Consider the following 19606-nt stretch of genomic DNA (forward strand, 5'->3'; position numbering starts at 1 on the left):
TACAGCCCGACTAGATTGTCTTAAGGACTAGAGGATAGACGCCGTGCCGCATTCTGGGCCGTCTGCGTAAGTGGGCGGCCCTTCCTCTATCTTTAAAACTTTGCGACGGTTATGCTCTAGGACAAAATGACGGGTGGTCGATCCAAGACAAATCGACCACCCGTCCCTATTTCAAAACGTCTAGAGTTTCGATTACTTAATAACAACTGCCTGGGATCCTCTTTGAATGTAGAGACGGTTGAACCAGCTGGCATCAACGGTTTTGTATCCTGAAAGGGAGTCGGCGATGTAGACGTTGCCCGTGTTGCGATCGAAGCCACGCAGCACAATGGTGTGAGAGTTCGTGACAGTGATATAGCGTTTGCCATTATAGTTTTGCCAAGCATATTGTTGGCCAATTGGCTGCTGATACATTGTGCTCCAAACAATCACGGGCGCACCGTCTTGAATGTTTGAGTACATGCCCTCGAGTGAAATGCCCGAGACGTCGTAAGCGCGCAAGCTACTTCCTCGTTGCGCAAGAAACTTGTTGGCTGCGTTTGTGATTGCCGGGGCAGAACAGCAGTTGCCCGCTCGCGCAGAGTGGGGGTCGCCCCAAAAAGAGGTCACAAAGTCCCAATTGCTACGTGGAATATACGAGTCTGCCATGGTTGTTTTAGACAACCCGAAAACGTAGTAGTTTAGCGTGTTGGTAAGTGCGACTGATTCGCAACCTGTGGGGAGCTGGGGCATTTGAAGCAAGCACGGAACGTCAAGCAGCGCGTAATTGACTTTAAAAGGCTTGTCGGTAAACGGCTTCTGGGTTGATCCGGGCGCTGCGACCCCCTTCGGAGTAATCTTGATTTGGAGCGCCTCCATGCGATAAGAGAGGCTTCCTGTTCCGGCTGCATTTCCGTTTTTTGTCCACCCGAGCCAGCCATACTGTTCCACATGGGCCCTATACCAAATATCAAAGTATTTGGATAAGTCGCCCGTTAGCGAAATCTTAATTGCCTCAAGTTTTTGACCTTGACCGATAATGCCAGCCGTTGCGTTGTCGGTGACGCTATTCATCCAGCCAACGTTGCTTACGTGGACGCTATAGCTCACGCTGCCGGTCAGTTGGCTAGGTACATCAATTTTAAGCGCTTCGAGTGTCTTGGCCTTGCCGGTTGTTCCGACAATTTCGCCATTGCCGACCGATTTGGTCCAGCCCTCGCCCGTAATGTAGGCTTGGGAGGCGAGGGAGGGGAGGGAGATATATGAGGGGATGCCCGTTGCCGGTAATTGAGCGCCTGTTGGCACTAACCTGACCTCAATTGCCTCGATGTTTTTCGCGAGTCCCGTTGTGCCAGCTATTTGACCGTTCTTAGTCCAGCCGAGCCAACCGAAATCAGAGACGTGAACGCGGTAGAAGAGTTCATATGTCTCCGCTGCGGGGCCTGTAAGTCGCAGCTTGAGGGCTTCCATAGGAAGATTCTTGCCAGTTGTACCAGAAACCGCGCCGTTGGATACGGCTGGTTGCCAGCCGAGCTCGGCCACATGAGCTTGAACTTCGATCGAGCTGTTAGACTGAGCACCCTTTAGGTCAATGCGGAAAGCCTGCAGAGGTTGCGCTTTGCCTTGCGTCCCGACGATACCGTCTGTTGCAGATTGCTGCCAACCGATGTCTGCGGAGTGAGCCTGCATGCGAATCATTGTTGAGGAGGTGTTTGTCGACATCGCTCCATCTTGAGGACCTGGCGTAGCTGATCCAACTTTAACAATGCGGATCTCGACGGCATTTATTCCGGATCCAAAGCCGTCAAATCCAGCGGGTTCGCCATTTGTTGCCCACCCGCTCCATGTATTCGATGTGTTGTGCACGCGGTACCAAACGGAATACTTGGAAGAAATGCTACCGGCTAGTTTGATTTGGATGGCTTCAATCTGCTGGGCGTCACCAGAATTGAGCGATCGCCCGTCAGATTGCCATGAGCTCCATCCGGAGAATTCAAATAAGCCTCGATACTGAATGCTTCCGTCCGTGATGAGGCTGTTGAGTTGTAAGGTCATGCCGATTGCTGGAGCTGAAGCTTCTGGTGCTCCCAAAATCAGCGAATCGCCGCTGGAGGAGTGAGTCTTCCCGCTCCATGTCTTTAGAGTGCCAGACATAGATTCAGATTGGCCTTGCCATGAGTTGGTTGAGTCGCCCGGAGCTGTGCCCCCTTTTTCTACAAGGCGTATTTCGATGGCTTCCACCTGCAGCGATTTGCCACTGGTGCCGGCTGGCTCTCCGTTGGAGGTCCAGCCCATCCATCCGATTTCAGAGACATGAACTCGATACCAAACGTCATACGCTTCAGCGAGTTGGCCAGTAAGGCGAACCTGCAAGGCCTCTACGGGCTTCCCCATCCCCGTGGTTCCGCATTCCCCCGATTTCCACTCCATCCATCCGATGTCCGACACATGTGCGCGCATTTCAACGGTGCCGGTGTGTGCACACCACGATGCAGAGGCTCGGACGGCTTCTATCGACAGGCCTTTTCCCGTTGTGCCTGAAGTTTTGCCATCCGTAACGGGTGATTGCCACCCTGTGTTTCTAACGTGCGCTTGATATTCAAGGGCGGGGGGTTCCTGCGCCCGATCGCGGAATGGATTTTGCGTCGGCCCTGGTGCTTCTGTTCCCTTTTCAACGAGAGTGATTTTGATGGCCTCAATTGGATAGCCGTAGCCTACGGTGCCAGCGTTTGCTCCATTGGAGGCCCAGTCAAGCCAGCCAATGTTAGAAACATGGACCTGATAGTACACGTCATAGCTTTGGGCGGTGGATCCAGACAGCTTGATGGAAATGGCTTCGAGGTGTCTTGCTTGTCCTACGGTTCCTGCAATTTGATCTCCTGTTTGGTATGGTTGCCAGCCAAGGTCGGAGATGTGGCATCTAACCTGAAGGTCGATTGTCTCGAAGCCGCTGCACTCGAACGACAAAGCCTCTAATGCGAGGTTCTTTCCAGTGGAACCGGCGATTTCGCCCATTGGTGAAGGATCTTGCCAACCAAGCTCACTAATGTGCGCGGAATAGCTGATTGCCGCATCGTCTGTTTTCACGTTTGATGGCTGCGCTTGCTCGGTGCTAGCTTCGGGCTGAACGGTGGATTCGGGCTCAGAAGGCGCGTTGGTGCTTTGCTCGGATGGGGGAGTGACTGTGGCTTCGATAGCTGAAGCTGCCTGGTCGTCTGACACAACGGCGGAATTGGACGAGGATTCGATGTGCTCTGTTTGCAGTGGCTCTGCATGTACGGTGATGGCGCATGTGCCTAGTGCAGCTGGCATGAGGCCAAGGCAAATCGCCATGGCGATTTGCCTTGCACGGGCGCTGCGTCTGCCGGTGCCAAGAGATTGTCGCTCATTGCCACAATGAAGTGCCAACATTTTCGCCTACTTCCAGTGTTGAATCGGCTTGTCTGGGCGTACATCCCTCTGAGTGAATTGGTCTACTCGTCAGATTGCTTATTACAGTTCATCATTATTTTAGTAAATCCAATGAATGCTGCAGGGATGACCGCTGCAAGAATCGCAAGATTGACCCCGTTCATGCCGAATGAAGCGATAAGGGGCTTAGAAAGCATGGCGGCAAGGATGAGTGCAAGAGCGTTGATAGCTATTTGCGTACGGTTGTCGCGCAGGATAATGAGTGCATCGTTTATGTAGAGCAGGATTGCAATCGATACCGTTCCTGCGAGTACATACGGAAAGATCCAAGCATGTGGCTCAAGCCCCTCGCCAAAGATAAAGATAAGGCTATCCTCGCCCACAAACGATAGGGCGATAACGCCAAGTGTCATAATCACAGCGATGGACAAAAGCACCTTGAGGAAGACTTTCCTAAATTCAAGTTTGCCCTCCGAATATAGCGAAGACGCCATTTTCCCAATCAACGGGCTATAGAGGAATGCAGTGCCTGCCTGAATTAGCACCGCCGGCGTCGCAATGCTGGCGTAGATGCCAAGCAGCTCATCGCCTGCGAGGATTCCGTAGTTTTGCCTCACGACTGAGACGATGGAGGTAGCGCAGAAATTGGCGATAGTGGGGAGGGCACAAGCTTTTGCAAGTTTTGTGAGATCGGCTTTGTTGAAGCGGGGTGCAATTGAATCAAGACGACGGGCATGGCGAACGTCGTATAGAATCGTGTTAACAAAGCATAGAAGCGTCATTCCAAAAATGGCGTGGGTTACAGAACCGGTTATTGCAAGAGGGACTGTGAATCCGATAATCGTTGCAAGGCCGCGAAGAATCTGCGACTTCCCTATGTAATCCATTCTTCCGTACTTTTGGTCAACGCCGTAAAGAACATCTGCGAACGTTTCGTCGGCCTTAAAGAGCAGAAACGCCAGTGTGGAGACGACCATCGCGTCCCCCGGCGCTATGACAATGAGGTAGATGGTCAAGAGGGCGAAGCTCGCTGCGATGGTTGCAAAACGAAACGCAACATATTCACCGCTTGAGTGCTCGTTGGCGATATCGGAAACTTGATAAGTTCTAATTTTGTAGAGCGCAAGAGAGGCGAACATGTTGCCAATTGACATGGCAAAGGCAAGAAACCCCGAGTTGGAGTAATCACTGGAAAGCACCACGACGATTACGGTCGTGAGCCACTGGCACCCTAGATAGAAGAGGCAGCCAGTGAGGTTCCATAGGGTATTCTTTGCAGTTGATAAAGGTTGAGGCCTCGATGTGGCGCTTCCCATGCCATCTCCTGTTGCTGCTGTCTCTTGCGGGTGTGGGTGTACGACAATACCGTCGAGATGATACTCGCATATGGGCTCCAGAGATTGGGCGATGTATCAGTTGGGTACATTTCCCACATTAAGTGAAACGTTGATGTCCTGCTGTTTCTGCGGATATGAATCGGGAGGGGGCGTTCCTTACCTTCGTATTTCAAAAAATGACGATGAAAAGATTTGAGGTGTATGGAGGCGCTTTGATGAGATTGAAAATAAAGCCAACGGCTTTACGTTGATTGGACTATTGCTTCCTAAATCAGCGATCCGTCTATGGGCGTATAATGCAATGCGTTTGATGTCCGTTTGATAAGTTCCAGCGCTTTGTACAAGAGCCAGGACTTTTCTTACTGTGTTATTAAAGAGGCATGTTACTATATGTATGGACCTTCTGACCACACGTTTGCTGTTGTTGCGTATGGCGAATCGCCATATCTTGAAGAATGTATCCAGTCTTTGTTGTCGCAAGATGTTCAATCGCGGATTATCATTGCCACGTCGACTTCCAATTCGCATATCTTACACATTGCTGAGAAATACGAGATACCACTCTTTATAAATGAAGGGCGTCCCGGCATCGGTCACGATTGGAATTGCGCGGTTGGTTATTGTGACACCGATCTAGTAACAATCGCTCATCAGGACGATGTGTATCTTCCCGCCTACACCCGCGCCGTCCTTTCCGCAATGAATAATTCGGAACTTCCTTTAATCGCGTTTACAGATTATGGCGAGTTGCGTGACTCTAAGCCGGTTGACGTTTCCAGGCTCCTTCGTATTAAGCGGATACTGCTTTCTTCTCTAAAAAACAAGCGTCACGCTGCATCAATTCTCGTCCGTAGGAGAATTCTATCTTTTGGTTCTCCGATTTGTTGCCCATCGGTTACATACTGCCGCCCCAATCTTCCTGACCCTTTATTTTTTGAGGACATGCGATGCAATTTGGACTGGGAGACCTGGGAGCGCTTTTCGAGACTGCCCGGTGAGTTTATTTATCTTCCTGAGCTTCTTATGAGACATCGGATCCATGAGGGGTCTGAAACAACCGCCTCTATTAAGAATGATACAAGGTCAAGGGAGGATTTGACCATGTTTGAAATGTTCTGGCCAAAGGCAATTGCGAAGCTAGTTGCAAGAGTTTACTCAACTAGTATGGACAGCAATCAGCTCTGATCCTTCTTTCTCGATTTTGCCTTAAAGGTGCCTGTGCGAGAAATCCAAGGTTTTGGTTATTCAGAAGAGCATGGAATGGACTATCGGTAACAATGATTCGTATTGCATTGTCTCGTAAAGTTCCTCAAGTCATGGCACTTGGGCTTCTTTTGACTTTGCTGTAACCGCCAGTTGTGTCACAAGCTAAGACGGTAGATCAAGTTGAAGATAGTTCTGATTTGGGGGTCGCCGGCTCTCTCGTTGCTGGTTAAGGGGCCGAGGTGGAACTTGGTTCCAATACACAATCGGAGGATTCTAACGGCCTGGTAGCGAATGGTTGCGAAGACTTCGACGCCGGAGCCGGAAAGACCGACGAGTTTTCCCAAGAGGACGATAACGAAGTTGTTGGAGTAATGACGGGTGGCGACGGTGTCGAAAAGGAAGGGGATGATTCTAGTCAGGTCATCGATGTCTCGCCTTCGCTCCGCACTGAGGCCCACGTCCAAGACATTGGATGGTTGCCGGCAGTTGGTTCAGGTGGTGTTGCGGGAACAACGGGGAAGAATCTCAATCTTGAAGGGCTGCGCGTTTTTCTTGATGGCGTAACAGGCTCGGATCTTCAGATCCGTGCTCATGTTTCAAGCATAGGATGGCAGGATTGGGTTAGAGAGGGTGCCGTTGCTGGCACGGTTGGCAAGAACCTCCCCATCGAGGCGCTGCAGATCAAGCTGACCGGCGAGGCTTCCGCCGCGTTCGACGTCTGGTACCGAGTGCACTCAGCGGATTTCGGCTGGGGCGGATGGGCGTCCAACGGAGCGAGCGCTGGCTCCCAGGGCTTCGCAAAGGCCGCCCAGGCGATCGAGGTGCGCCTCGTGCCCAAGGGCCAGGGGGCGCCGGGCGACACCGCGAACGCTTTTCGTACATATTTGATCGGCTACCAAGCGCATGTGCAGGAAATTGGCTGGCAGAGTAAATCTTTCGATGGCGACATGGCAGGAACGACGGGGAAGAACCTCAACCTTGAGGCCCTTACATTGGCATTGGGCGGTGGCGCTGGATCGGGTGGGGTGCAGGCGCGTGCCCATGTATCTGAGGTGGGCTGGCAAGGTTGGACGAGTGGTCAGATTGGAACTACTGGACGAAACCTCCCCATCGAGGCGCTGCAGATCAAGCTGACCGGCGAGGCTTCCGCCGCGTTCGACGTCTGGTACCGAGTGCACTCAGCGGATTTCGGCTGGGGCGGATGGGCGTCCAACGGAGCGAGCGCTGGCTCCCAGGGCTTCGCAAAGGCCGCCCAGGCGATCGAGGTGCGCCTCGTGCCCAAGGGTCAGGGGGCGCCGGGCGACACCGCGAACGCTTTCCGGGCACCCACTGCAATCTGGAGTTCGTGCAGCTCCAATATTGGTTGGCGCACTTCGAAGTCATCTTCTCCGACCCCTTCGTTTACGCTCGGCACGACTGGACGCCGTCTCGCGCTCGAAGCGTTCTCCATCTCCTTGTCTGGGCTCGGGTCGGGCTCGGTGAATTATGCCGCCCATGTTTCTAATATCGGCTGGCAAGAGGCGGTCGCAGACGGTGCGACTGCAGGCACAACGGGACGCGGCCTCCCTGTGGAAGCGATTCGCATCAACCTGTCTGGCGACCTTTGTGATTCTTATGACATCTGGTACCGTGCCCATATCAGCAATATCGGGTGGCTTGGCTGGACTAAGAATGGCGCTTCTGCAGGGTCATCAGGCTTGTCCTCTCCTGTCGAGGCTGTTGAGGTGCTCGTTCAGAGAAAGGGAGCTTCGGCACCAGGTGATGGGACGGCATTTCTGGAAAAGCCTTCGATTGCTTACAGCGCATATTCTGCGGGCGCTGGTTGGGGTTCGACGGTTTCGAATTCCGGTGTCGCCGGCGTAACGGGACGAGGTTGTGCACTTGAAGCGTTTAAAATGAACTATAGCGGTTCTGTCCCCGGGGGATTGAGCTATCGCGCCCATCTTGCCAATCTTGGCTGGCAAGACACGGTTGACGGCGATGCAATCGCTGGGGCGCCGGGACAAGGCAATGATCTTCAGGCTATCGCTATCTCTCTTACAGGTGAGGCGGCGAAGTATTATGACGTTTGGTATCGAGTTCATGTTGAAGACTATGGATGGCTCGGCTGGGCAAAGAATGGAGCATACGCTGGAACTTCAAAGTTGGGGCTCCAAGCTGAGGCGATTCAGGTGACCATCACGAGCAGGAATGCCTCCGCCCCCGGGTCCACGCAGGACGCCTATTTCGAGGTTCCTCCGGCGGCTCCTTATTCTTTCTTGGGTATTTCCCGATCCCGTTTGGTTTCTTGGTTACAGTCGCACAGCTCTGATTATTACTATCTGGGTACAAGGTATTCTACAAGCTTATCGGTTTCGGGATGCATGTGCCCTAAGGGAAGCCCGCGTTCCGATGGTTATACCGGTATGAACTGTGGCGGTTTCGTCGCACATGCTTATCGAGCTTTGGGGGCTAATCTTGCTCCGGTGTCCGCTTCCAACGGTCATTCTCCATGGACTAACCCTGGGCGCGGTGAATATGTAAATGCTTGGCGCTGGTATGGGTATGCAATCGATTCTGGTGCCGAGATGTATACATTTGCCAATGTGTCCGCCTTGTTATCATCGGGCAAGGCGCAACGTGGAGATATCATCTTTATGTATCCCACAAGTCCCTATGTCACCGACTGCCATATTGGATTCTTCTGGGGCCTCACTTCCAATCAAAACCTTTTTTGGCATTCTGATGCATACGGAAACAGAATCTCGTCCATCGTCAATATCGACGGTCCTTCTCGAATAGTCCTTATTAAGGGTAGGGCTGGTTAGCTGTTTTTAGCTTAGAGCTGGTTAAGATATTAAGGTGTCACTTACGATCGGTACGATGTGGGTGGAGGTGATTGCGTCTTGCCTATGTGCTTGCCTTCTTAAGTAGCGTTATAATTACTCGGATTTAGTGCACGCTGTAAAGGAGTCGCGCTCATGAAGGGCATCATCCTCGCGGGCGGCAGCGGAACGCGCCTCTACCCGCTCACCACCGTCACCAGCAAGCAGCTGCTGCCGGTCTACGACAAGCCGATGATCTACTACCCGCTGTCCGTCCTCATGATGGCCGGCATCCGCGACGTCCTGATCATCTCCACGCCCTCCGACCTGCCGAACTTCGAGCGCCTGCTGCGCGACGGCTCGGACTACGGCGTGAACCTGTCCTACGCCGTCCAGCCGAGCCCCGACGGCCTGGCGCAGGCCTTCGTCATCGGCGAGGAGTTCGCGGGAGGCGAGCCCTGCGCGCTCGTGCTCGGCGACAACATCTTCTTCGGCAACGGCCTGGGCCGGCACCTCCGCCGCGCCGTGGAGAACGCCGAGACCCGCGGGCTCGCCACCGTATTCGGCTACCACGTGGACGACCCCGAGCGCTTCGGCGTCGTGGAGTTCGACGGGTCGTTCAACGCGGTCTCCATCGAGGAGAAGCCCGAGCGCCCGAAGAGCTCCTACGCCGTCACCGGCCTGTACTTCTACCCGGGCGACGTCTGCGAACGCGCGGCACGCGTGACGCCCTCGGCCCGCGGCGAGCTCGAGATCACCGACCTCAACCGCATGTACCTGGAGGACGGCCTCCTGTCCGTCGTGACGCTCGGGCGCGGCTACGCCTGGCTCGACACCGGCACCATGGAGTCCCTCCACGAGGCCGGCGAGTTCGTCCGCGCCGTGGAGCGCTCCCAGGACATGCCCGTGTCCGTGCTGGAGGAGATCGCCTACGAGAACGGCTGGATCGACCGCGAGACCCTCATGGCATGCGCCGAGCGCTACGGCAAGTCCGAGTACGGCAGGCACCTGAAGAGGGTTGCCGCCGGCGAGTTCGTGAACCAGAACCTCGAGTACTAAGGTTCTTATTGGAGCTCTCCTATGCTTAATATCTACTTCGGTGATATGCCTGAGGCGATTTACAACACGGCTGTCTATTTTGAGAACGTCTACCAGGATCGGTGGATAACCGATCCTGTGTCGATTGATATTATTCACGATGTCGATCGTTCTGAGGTCGTTTCTGCCAATCTGATTCAAAGCCCTGTTCTCGGTCCAATTTCGCCACGTGAACTATCTGGCGGCGTTAAAACCTTGCTGCTGGTAAAACACGACAAGAAGCATATCTTTAACGCGTCTACGTGTGGCGACAATTGCGCTAAGTGGCTTCTGGAGTTTGGCAAGTCGAGAAAAGTCGTTATTAATCTGCGCCATGTAATGGATTTTGGCAGAGCCCCTTTTAGGATCCGCGTACTCAACAGTGGCAAGATTGCGCACAACATGTCCGAGCTTCTTCATGAGTCGATTGAATGTCTCTAAGGTGCCCTTATGGTTGGTTCTTATCGGGTAAAGGTTTCACAAGGCCGTCGTGTCTCATTCGAATTTGAGGTCAGGAGAAACATCACCCTTGTGGGTGGAGATAGCGGTACGGGCAAAACTACGCTTTACAACATGATCGTTGACTATATGCGTGAGGGCAATCAGTCGGGAGTTTCGCTTCAGTGCGAAAGGCCCTGCGTTGCGCTTGCGGATCATGATTGGCAATATCAGCTAAGTAAAACGAGCAACTCGATTGTCTTCATTGATGAGGGCAGAAAGTTCGTGGAATCCGAGGATTTTGCACGCGCGGTGCGCGGCAGCAGCAACTATTATGTTCTGTTCACTCGTACCGACCTTCCCAACTTACCGTTCAGCATCAAGGAAATCTATAAGATTAAGACGAGCGGTAAACATCATACGTTTGAACCCCTTTATCCTCAGCGGCGAGGCTGCAGGTTTTCATTTTCCCCCAGCGATCCCATGCATGATTTTGACATACTCATCGTTGAAGACTCGAAGTCCGGCTACCAGTTTTTTGAGACGCGTTTTTCTGACAGCGACCTTGTGTGTGAGACCGGAAAGAACAATTCCGGACTATTGAAGTGGCTCGATGCGAACGCCGACAAACGGGTGTTCGCGATTGCTGACGGAGCGGCCTTCGGCGCATATGCGCAAAAAGCCCTTCGTTTGCAGGATGAGCATCGTTCTTCTATGGCAATTTGTCTTCCCGAGTCCTTTGAATGGCTTCTCATGGCATCCGGGGTCGTTCGAAACGATGTCATTAAAAAGGCACTCGAGGATCCAAGTTCGTTCGTTGATAGCTCAGAGCATGAAAGCTGGGAGCAGTTTTTTTGTAGCTTACTCAAAAGGGAGACGGCCGGGACCTCCTTTGCCTATCAGAAAAATAAACTTGCGAACGTATATGTAAACGCTGAGAACGCCGATAAGGTTATGGCACTTATTGCTTGCAGAAATATCAATTAGTCTGTTCGGTGCAGTTGAACGAGCCATTCGTGTCTAGGAAACAAAGAGGGTGATTTCGGTATGAGCGAGAAGGTTGACTCCGTTTTCAAGAAGTCAATCGATGATGCCGCCCGCGATGTTCCCGGTTACCGTTCGGTGCTTACACGTCGCGAGGCGATTGACGTCGCCCGTCGCGTCTTGGCATTATTTCCCGTAACTGCGGCCGCTCTATTCGGTTCGTTTGCTCGTAACGAGCAGTCCGATGACAGCGATTTGGATTTTCTTGTCTCGTTTTCCCCTTCTGCACGCGTGGGGGATGTTGAGGATGTCCGCCGTGCGTTGGAATATGCGACGGGCAGGGGAGTCGATGTGATTTCCACCCTTGATGGCCAGACGCGTCAATTCCGGGATTCCGTCGTGCGAGATGGGGTGAAGATACTTGGATAGTCGCGATTTGGACATCCTTGTAAAGATGCTTCTTGAGACAGATGAGATACAAAGGCGTATCGAAGACTATAAGATTACTGAGGGTGCCTGGTTCTCTTCCCGTCCCATGCGCGATTTGCTTCTTATGCCGTTGTTGCAAATTGGGGAATTGTCGGCTCATTTCAAAACTGATGAGTCCTTCACGACCTTCCCCAATGTTCCTTGGAGAGATATAAAGGGTTTCCGAAACGTTGTTGTTCATGGCTACGGTAGCATCGATCTTAACGTAGCATGGAATACCGTCATTGATGGCACGGCGGAGCTCCGTTCCGAACTATTGGAGAACGCTGAGGTCTCTGGGGCTTATGAGGAGGAGACCGCTGCGCTATCTGACATTGATACTTCTGACCTGTTTGATTTGATCAGTGCCTTACCTGACGAATCCGAGTAATTTTTGATGGGAGAGGCCATGTCCAACGACATTTTCGAGCCCCGCCGCATAATCGTTACCGGCGGGTGCGGCTTCATCGGCTCCAACTTCGTCCACCACGTCGTGCGCGAGCACCCAGGCGTGCGCGTGACCGTGCTCGACAAGCTCACCTACGCCGGCAACCCGGAGAACATCGCCGGCCTGCCCTCCGACCGCGTCGAGCTCGTCGTGGGCGACATCTGCGACGCCGCGCTCGTGGACCGGCTCGTGTCGGAGACCGACGCCGTGGTCCACTACGCCGCGGAGTCCCACAACGACAACTCCATCGCCGACCCGAGCCCGTTCCTGGAGACCAACGTGCGCGGCACCTACACGCTGATCGAGGCGTGCCGGAAGTATGGCGTGCGCTACCACCACGTCTCCACCGACGAGGTCTACGGCGACCTGGCGCTGGACGACCCGGCGCGCTTCACCGAGGAGACGCCCTACCGCCCGAGCAGCCCCTACAGCTCCACCAAGGCGGCCTCCGACATGCTCGTGCGCGCCTGGGCGAGGACCTTCGGCCTCAAGGCCACCATCTCCAACTGCTCCAACAACTACGGTCCCTACCAGCACGTGGAGAAGTTCATCCCCAGGCAGGTAACGAACCTGATCGACGGCGCCCGCCCCAGGCTCTACGGCGACGGGAGGAACGTCCGCGACTGGATCCACACCGAGGACCACAGCTCCGCCGTGTGGGCCATCCTGACGAGGGGCCGTGTCGGCGAGACCTACCTCGTCGGCGCCGACGGCGAGCGCGACAACATCACGGTGCTCCGCGAGATCCTGAGGGCCTTCGGCCGCCCCGAGGACGACTTCGACTGGGTGCGCGACCGCCCCGGCCACGACCGCCGCTACGCGATCGACGCGACCAAGCTCCGCCGCGAGCTCGGTTGGGAGCCGGCGCACACCGACTTCGCCGCCGGCCTCGCCGAGACGATTCGCTGGTACCGCGACAACGAGCCCTGGTGGCGCCCGGCCAAGGAGGCCACCGAGGCCAGGTACCGCGCGCAGGGGCAGTAGAGGGGGAGAGATAGGTGGCAGACATCGCATTCGAGAAGGACCTCTCCGTGGCGGAGACCGGCATCGGGGGCCTCAAGGTCGTCGACCTCGCCGTCCACGGCGACTCGCGCGGCTGGTTCAAGGAGAACTGGCAGCGCGCCAAGATGTGTGCTCTGGGCGTCCCCGACTTCCGCATCGTCCAGAACAACATTTCCTACAACGATAGGAAGGGCGTCACCCGCGGCATCCACGCGGAGCCCTGGGACAAGTTCATCTCCGTCGCCCGCGGCTCGGTCTTCGGCGCCTGGGTCGACCTGCGCGAGGGCAGCGCCACCTACGGCAAGGTCTACACGACCGTGCTCGACCCGAGCAAGGCCATCTACGTGCCCCGCGGCGTGGGCAACTCCTTCCAGGCGCTCGAGGACGGGACGGCCTACACCTACCTGGTGAACGCCCACTGGTCGGCCGAGCTTAAGGGCACCTACACGTTCGTGAACCTCGCCGACCCGGCGCTGGGCATCGAGTGGCCGATCCCGCTGGGGGAGGCCACCGTCTCCGAGGCCGACCTCAACCACCCGATGCTCGCCGACGTCGTCCCGATGGCGCCCGAGAGGACGCTCGTCACCGGCTGCAACGGCCAGCTGGGCCGCGCGGTTCGCGCGCTCGCCGAGGAGCGTGGCGTTGCCAAGGACTTCGACTTCTGCGACATCGACACCTTCGACATGTCCGACCCGGCGGCCTACTCCAGATACGACTGGTCCCTCTACGGCGCCGTGATCAACTGCGGTGCCTACACGGCCGTGGATAAAGCCGAGACCCCCGAGGGCCGCGTCGCCGCGTGGAGGGCCAACGCCATCGGGCCGGCGCTTCTCGCCCGCACCTGCGCCGAGCACGGCATAACGCTGGTCCACGTCTCCTCCGACTACGTCTTCGACGGCACCGCCGAGGTCCATGCCGAGGACGAGCCCCTCTCGCCCCTCTCCGTCTACGGCCAGTCCAAGGCCGCCGGGGACCTCGCCGTGGCCGGCTGCCCGCGCCACTACATCGTGCGCTCCAGCTGGGTCATCGGCGAGGGCCGCAACTTCGTCAGGACGATGAAGTCCCTCTCCGACCGGGTGGCGGACCCGGCGGACGCCCTCGACAAGGTCACCGTGGTCGACGACCAGTACGGCCGGCTCACCTTCACCCGCGACATGGCCGAGGGCATCCTCTGGCTGCTCGGCTACCGCGAGGGCGGCGCCGAGCCGAGCTCGCCCGCGCCGCACGGCGCCTACAACCTCACCGGGTCCGGCCCCGTCGAGTCCTGGGCGCAGATAGCCGCCCGCGTGTTCGACCTGGCCAACGGCAACGGCGAGCGCGTCGTCCCCGTCTCGACCGCCGAGTACTACGCCGGCGCCGAGGGCGCGATCGCCCCGAGGCCGGTCCATTCCGCGCTCGACCTCTCGAAGATCGGGGTGACCGGCTTCGTGCCGGCCGACTGGACCGAGCGCCTGGCGGAGTATATTGACGTCTGATAGCTATCCGTACTTTCAAGTTGAGCGCTATATGAATTCGCAATCGTTTCAGTCTCATCGGCTATCATTCAATCGTTCGTTTGTAGTTGTCTATTTGTTGGAAGGTTATCTTGCATCGCGTACTTGCAATCATTCCTGCATATAACGAAGAGGAGAGCCTTCGGACTACCGTGGAGGAGCTGAAGGCCGTTGCGCCCGACATCGATTTCATCGTGGTCAATGACGGGTCGGCCGACGATACGGCCGGTATATGTCATCGAAATGGTTACCCTATAATCGATCTTCCTGTCAACGGCGGGCTTACCGTTGGTTTTCAGACTGGTATGAAGTACGCCCATCGAAAGGGCTATGACGCTGCGGTTCAATTCGATGCCGACGGACAGCATATGCCTCAGTGTCTTCATAACATGATTGACGAGATGGATCGTACAGACGTGGATATTGTTATTGGATCGAGGTTTGTGGACGAGAAGAAGGACTTCTCTGCGCGCATGATTGGTTCGCGTCTTATCTCGGGAATTATTAGACTCACTACAGGTAGAAAGATCTCCGATCCCACGAGCGGATTGCGGCTGTTCAATCGAATCATGATTAAACAATTCGCAAGTGATTCCATGTTGAATCCGGAACCTGAGTCGATTGCATATCTCATACGTAAGGGCGCCCGGGTCAGCGAAGTTCAGGTTGCGATGCGTGAGCGCGAGGCGGGAGAGAGTTACCTGAGCCTAAGCAAATCTGTGGCCTATATGGTACGCGCATGTACCTCGATTCTTTTCTTGCAATGGTTTAGGAGTTAGTAGCGATGACTGTCTCTCTTAGGGTTCTGCTCGTTGCCAGTGCGATATTCGTGCTGGTTTTTGTAGTACGGAAAATTCGTAAGTCTCAGCTGCAGGTTCTAGATGCCGTTTTCTGGCTCTTTTTCTCTCTCAGTTTTGTCATCTTAGCTCTGTTTCCTCAGATTGCTTCCACGTTAGCCAGTCTACTGGGATTTCAGGCAGCTTCAAACTTTGTTTTCCTGTATGTGATTGCCGTCCTCGTTGTCCGTGATTTCTCACAAACGGTGAAGCTGGCGCGCCTGCGTGAACGATTCAATATTTTAAATGAAGAGATTGCGCTTCGAGAAATAAGTAAATAGTTCCGATGCTTTTGTTGTTGGATCTGTGAATACAATTCTACGTCTGGCGTTTCTAGTTTTATATTTTTAAGCTTTGCACGGGCATATTGACGTGTCTGCTTACCACCATGTTAGCTTGATGATTGGCATGTATGAATGGTTGAGTGCATATTGTACGCACTCAACCATTCTAGCTGCGGAGTCGCGTCCTCGCTTGCATCGATGTCATAAACGGTGAACGTGTTACCGAAACATAGGATGAGCAGCTAAAATTGCTACAGGCAAAATATTGATCAATTTTATATTCAGGTTTTCTATGTTAGTTAGAAGAGATTCGGTACAAGCTGCAAGAACCTTCCTGAAGTACAAGTTCAAATCCGGGCGTGTCAGATCCAATATTCTCGAATCCCTTCCAGTCATCAATCGCATAGCTTAGATTTGGGGAAACATAAGCTTTTCCGTCAGCGCTGGGTTGAAATTCGGATTTATCTAATATTAGGACCCATTTTGCACCGATGGCACGAATCGCGTTTTGTACATTAGGGTCAGTAGTATAGTTCTTTAAATTTGTACGGATGGCTTTACTTGTGTCAGAATCATTCTGACTTGGTCGATAGGGATAATACGCATTGAGGCCATCGACAGAATACGCAAAGGTGCTTCCATCATACGGATGATTCAATATGAGGTCATTTCCGATATAGTCGCTCACGCGTTTAACGAACAATCTTTCAGAATGGGTATAAGGATTCGGTTGTTCCTGAATAGTGCTATTTCGCAGGTCATAATAATTCTGAGCCCAAGCTGTCGTTGCTTTCATGTCCGAATTACCGACAAGTGGTCTAAAATTAATGAAAGCAAATATGAATATTAAGATTATTAGGACTATCGATATTGCTTTAGATCTGCGATAGCAGGTCTGTTGTTTCATTAGTTTGTGCTGAAACTTGTCCAGTATGGTTAGAAGGGCGCGAGCGGTGCAGTATAAACCAAATGATGCGAGTGGAATCATTGTGATTGCGAGCATGGCAGCGAGTCTCTCAGGATCTGTATACCAAAATCCGGCAAGCAGGGACTTCAGCGTGTCTTCTCCAATTGCCGTTCCAAGATAGATGACGGAGATGATCGCGTAGGATAAGGTTTGCCATGCAGTTTTCTTGTTGGTACAACAGGCAATGGCACCAACAATTGTTAATAGTCCAAATGCGTATTGTGCCTTTCCAAGCAGGAGGGCCCCGCTTGCGATATCTGCTAGGGCATTCGGCAAAGACTCCGACCACGCCCAAAGAAAGGTTACGACATCCTTCATGAAAGACGACTTATTCAGGATTAGCCATAGGAGGCATGCGAAGGCGATGGAGGCGAGCTGAAGTATCGTCCGTAGGACGATCGGATGTTCTATGGTTCGCCGTGCACTAACTAGCTTGATAAGTTGTGGAATGTAGTTTAAAAGAAAGTAAGGGAAGACATATACACATCCGAAAATGAGTGCATTTGGATGAACGAATCCGACCGACAGCATAATTAAAGCTAGAGGAACCATGAACTTGCGTCTGCTCGGCTCGTGTAAGTCGAACGTTAAGATGAACGCAATGCAGAACTGAGGAATTAGGGAAAAACCCGCAATGTTTGGAAAGGGAGCGTGTACTGTAAGCATGCGCAGGGGGAAAGCAACTGAGGCGAGCGACATCGGAATTGTTGCCGCAGCAGCAAGTGAGTTTTTGCCTGAGGACAGGTACACAAGGGAGGTAATGCCCAAGGGAAAAGCGATGCATGTGTAAAGAATGGCGCTCGCATTCTCGCTAATTGCGGCGTTGGCCCCCGTTAGCGTGCATGAAAGGGCGGGGATTGTGTGAAAGCCGCTGGGATAATAGGCAGTCTCGCTAATGGCATTGGGGTCATTCGGTAGGTTGTATGCGGGTTTAAGGGTTGAATAATTGCCAAGTTGTGACTCGGACTCAATCATTGCTAAATGAGTGGCATTGTCATCATACTGAACAAATGAGTCCATCGATCCGATAGTCAAATAATACGTATTGAAGAAGATGAACAAGGCAAAACTGACGCTCAAAGCGAGCGTTGCAATGGGAAGATGGATGGGCTTACTGTGCACTCGCTTACTATGATTGTTCAAAGAGTTAGCTCGATGACAGCTTTTAATCATATTAATATTGCGAGTATTGCTTTTCGCGAAATTGCCGATGGTGATCAGCGCGACGGCAAGCGCTGTGCCAGCAAGTATCGGGGCAGACCCATATATCCCGAGCATGCTAAATACTGTTCCTAAAACGGAATAGACACTCAAGGAGATGGGGATTGAGAGGCAGAAAGATAAGCTAGCGGAGATGCCGCTCGAAACGAGCAATAGAAAACCTGGAACAATGCCGAGCACCAACTGAACAACTAAAGTGAAAATGAATAGCATGTAAGAGCCGATCTTGATAGACCTAACAATCCATAGTTAATTTCATTATATCAATCTTCTATCTGAGTTTAGAATTGAATGGTGGCTCCGCTCGCATCGTCATGAGCTGTGTCGGCTATTGTTATTGGTGGCGTTTAGACTTTGATTTATATGAAGGGCTTGAAGGTATGCCTCAACGTAATATCTATATGGATGTATTGAGCGTCTTGTCTTGCTTGGCGGTGGTGTATCTTCACTGCTCTACTGTTGTATTTCTTAACGAGGGTGACCTATTGTGGTCTTTGTCCGTTGTGGTCCAGGCTGTTTTTAGTTTTGCCGTACCAGTTTTCTTCATGATGAGTGGGGCAAATCTTATCGGTTATCGAGAAAAATACGATACTAAATCATTTTTGAAAAAGAGGTTGAAGCGAGTCATCATTCCGCTGTTGGGGTTCAGTCTGCTTTACTACGTATTGTCCTGCTGCGCGCCGGATGTGTTTGGCCTTCCAATGCGTGAGCCGAGTATTTCGGGCTTCGTTACCGAGTTGCTCACCAATCGCATCTGTGACGTGTATTGGTTTCTTTACTCGATTGCTGCGCTATACCTTATGACTCCTCTAATCTCTCGTGCGGCGAACGATAGGGGGCTCCTGGAGTATCTTCTTGTCTTGAGTTTCGTTTCGACCGCCGTTGTTCCCCTGGTCAATCGTTTTGCGCCAACGGATTCCCTGTTGAGTCTCCTTGCTATTCCTTATTTGACAGGACCAATTTTCTTTTACTTGCTCGGGTACTATATTCAGCGTTATGTCGAGGTCAACTGTAAGGTTCGTAGCGTTCTGGCATGCAGCCTTTTCGCATCGCTTGTTGCCATGATTGGCATGACATTTAAGACTAACTATTGGCATACGGCTGCTTCGGGTCAATTTGCCGAATTTGATAACTTTTATTTGAGCATTCAGAACCTGCTCTGCGTCGTATATTCATGCTCCATTTTCGGGCTGATGAAAGGTGTGGAGCCAAAGCTACAGAAAAACAAATTCTTTCATGGTGGTATATTTCGCTTGTTGACCTCCGTTACTCTATATGTATATTTAATTCATATGCTATTTATCAATTTGTTCGATGTCTATGTTCCTCATAGCATCACATGGGATCTCGGAGTGCGTCCTCCGCTTGTCTTTTTATCTTCTGTAGCGTTCGGTCTCGTGCTGTCGGTGATTAAAACCGCTATTGAAAAAATCTATGCGGGCGTCAGCGGCATCGTTAACTAGAAGCTCAGCATTGCTTTTTTGTAACATAGCAGTGCTGTCTTCTGCTTGATGATATCGGTATATGGACATACGTCGTGAAATGAAAGCCTACTTCTCTGCACGCAGCTATGTCGCTCGTCATTTAGTCAAGAAGATTCGCTGTATTCATCTATCGGAAGGTATTCTTATATAAGTATTGTCGAGGTTGG

The 19606-nt window shown here is 53.0% G+C and carries 15 protein-coding genes; 12 read left to right on the plus strand and 3 right to left on the minus strand.

Annotated features, from left to right (window positions below):
- Positions 1 to 192: 192 nt before the first annotated feature.
- Both LK434_RS02725 and LK434_RS02730 read right to left on the minus strand, forming a co-directional pair.
- Positions 193 to 3312, minus strand: coding sequence for a C39 family peptidase (locus LK434_RS02725; protein ID WP_187371215.1), 3120 nt, complete (start codon positions 3310 to 3312; stop codon positions 193 to 195).
- Positions 3313 to 3452: 140 nt separating this feature from the next.
- Complete coding sequence (locus LK434_RS02730; RefSeq protein WP_227917821.1) at positions 3453 to 4706, minus strand: lipopolysaccharide biosynthesis protein; 1254 nt, start codon at positions 4704 to 4706, stop codon at positions 3453 to 3455.
- Between the two features lie 411 nt (positions 4707 to 5117).
- Between LK434_RS02730 and LK434_RS02735 the strand changes: the two genes are divergently transcribed.
- From LK434_RS02735 to LK434_RS02785, 11 genes are all read left to right on the plus strand, one after another.
- Entirely contained in the window at positions 5118 to 5912 is a 795-nt protein-coding gene (locus LK434_RS02735) for a glycosyltransferase (RefSeq protein ID WP_006721368.1), read from the plus strand.
- Between the two features lie 260 nt (positions 5913 to 6172).
- Entirely contained in the window at positions 6173 to 8740 is a 2568-nt protein-coding gene (locus LK434_RS02740; protein WP_006721367.1) for a hypothetical protein, read from the plus strand.
- A 153-nt stretch (positions 8741 to 8893) separates the two neighbouring features.
- Complete coding sequence (gene rfbA / locus LK434_RS02745) at positions 8894 to 9796, plus strand: glucose-1-phosphate thymidylyltransferase RfbA (RefSeq protein ID WP_006721366.1); 903 nt, start codon at positions 8894 to 8896, stop codon at positions 9794 to 9796.
- Between the two features lie 21 nt (positions 9797 to 9817).
- A complete protein-coding gene (locus tag LK434_RS02750; protein WP_006721364.1) occupies positions 9818 to 10255 on the plus strand; it encodes a DUF4869 domain-containing protein in 438 nt (145 codons plus the stop codon).
- Positions 10256 to 10264: 9 nt separating this feature from the next.
- Entirely contained in the window at positions 10265 to 11239 is a 975-nt protein-coding gene (locus LK434_RS02755) for a hypothetical protein (RefSeq protein ID WP_040361292.1), read from the plus strand.
- 60 nt (positions 11240 to 11299) lie between these two features.
- A complete protein-coding gene (locus tag LK434_RS02760; RefSeq protein ID WP_006721362.1) occupies positions 11300 to 11665 on the plus strand; it encodes a nucleotidyltransferase family protein in 366 nt (121 codons plus the stop codon).
- A gap of 7 nt (positions 11666 to 11672) precedes the next feature.
- Positions 11673 to 12095 (plus strand): HepT-like ribonuclease domain-containing protein, encoded by a 423-nt coding sequence (locus tag LK434_RS02765; RefSeq protein ID WP_006721361.1) that lies wholly within the window; start codon positions 11673 to 11675, stop codon positions 12093 to 12095.
- An 18-nt stretch (positions 12096 to 12113) separates the two neighbouring features.
- The gene (rfbB, locus tag LK434_RS02770) at positions 12114 to 13136 is read left to right on the plus strand and encodes a dTDP-glucose 4,6-dehydratase (protein ID WP_040361286.1); all 1023 of its coding nucleotides are present in this window, start codon (positions 12114 to 12116) and stop codon (positions 13134 to 13136) included.
- A 14-nt stretch (positions 13137 to 13150) separates the two neighbouring features.
- On the plus strand, positions 13151 to 14629 hold the full coding sequence (locus LK434_RS02775) for a sugar nucleotide-binding protein (RefSeq protein WP_227917822.1): 1479 nt from the start codon (positions 13151 to 13153) through the stop codon (positions 14627 to 14629).
- A 110-nt stretch (positions 14630 to 14739) separates the two neighbouring features.
- Positions 14740 to 15426, plus strand: a complete 687-nt coding sequence (locus LK434_RS02780; RefSeq protein ID WP_006721357.1) for a glycosyltransferase family 2 protein — start codon at positions 14740 to 14742, stop codon at positions 15424 to 15426.
- A gap of 5 nt (positions 15427 to 15431) precedes the next feature.
- Positions 15432 to 15764, plus strand: coding sequence for a DUF2304 domain-containing protein (locus LK434_RS02785; RefSeq protein WP_006721356.1), 333 nt, complete (start codon positions 15432 to 15434; stop codon positions 15762 to 15764).
- Positions 15765 to 16062: 298 nt separating this feature from the next.
- Here LK434_RS02785 and LK434_RS02790 read toward each other — a convergent pair whose 3' ends face one another.
- Positions 16063 to 18168 carry a DUF6541 family protein gene (locus LK434_RS02790; RefSeq protein WP_006721355.1) on the minus strand — a complete coding sequence of 702 codons (2106 nt, stop codon included), beginning with the start codon at positions 18166 to 18168 and terminating at the stop codon, positions 16063 to 16065.
- 167 nt (positions 18169 to 18335) lie between these two features.
- On the opposite strand from LK434_RS02790, the gene LK434_RS02795 reads away from it, so the two are divergent.
- Complete coding sequence (locus LK434_RS02795) at positions 18336 to 19418, plus strand: acyltransferase (RefSeq protein WP_040361283.1); 1083 nt, start codon at positions 18336 to 18338, stop codon at positions 19416 to 19418.
- The last annotated feature ends 188 nt before the right edge of the window (positions 19419 to 19606 follow it).

The organism is Collinsella stercoris DSM 13279, from assembly GCF_020735465.1.
Classification (GTDB): domain Bacteria; phylum Actinomycetota; class Coriobacteriia; order Coriobacteriales; family Coriobacteriaceae; genus Collinsella; species Collinsella stercoris.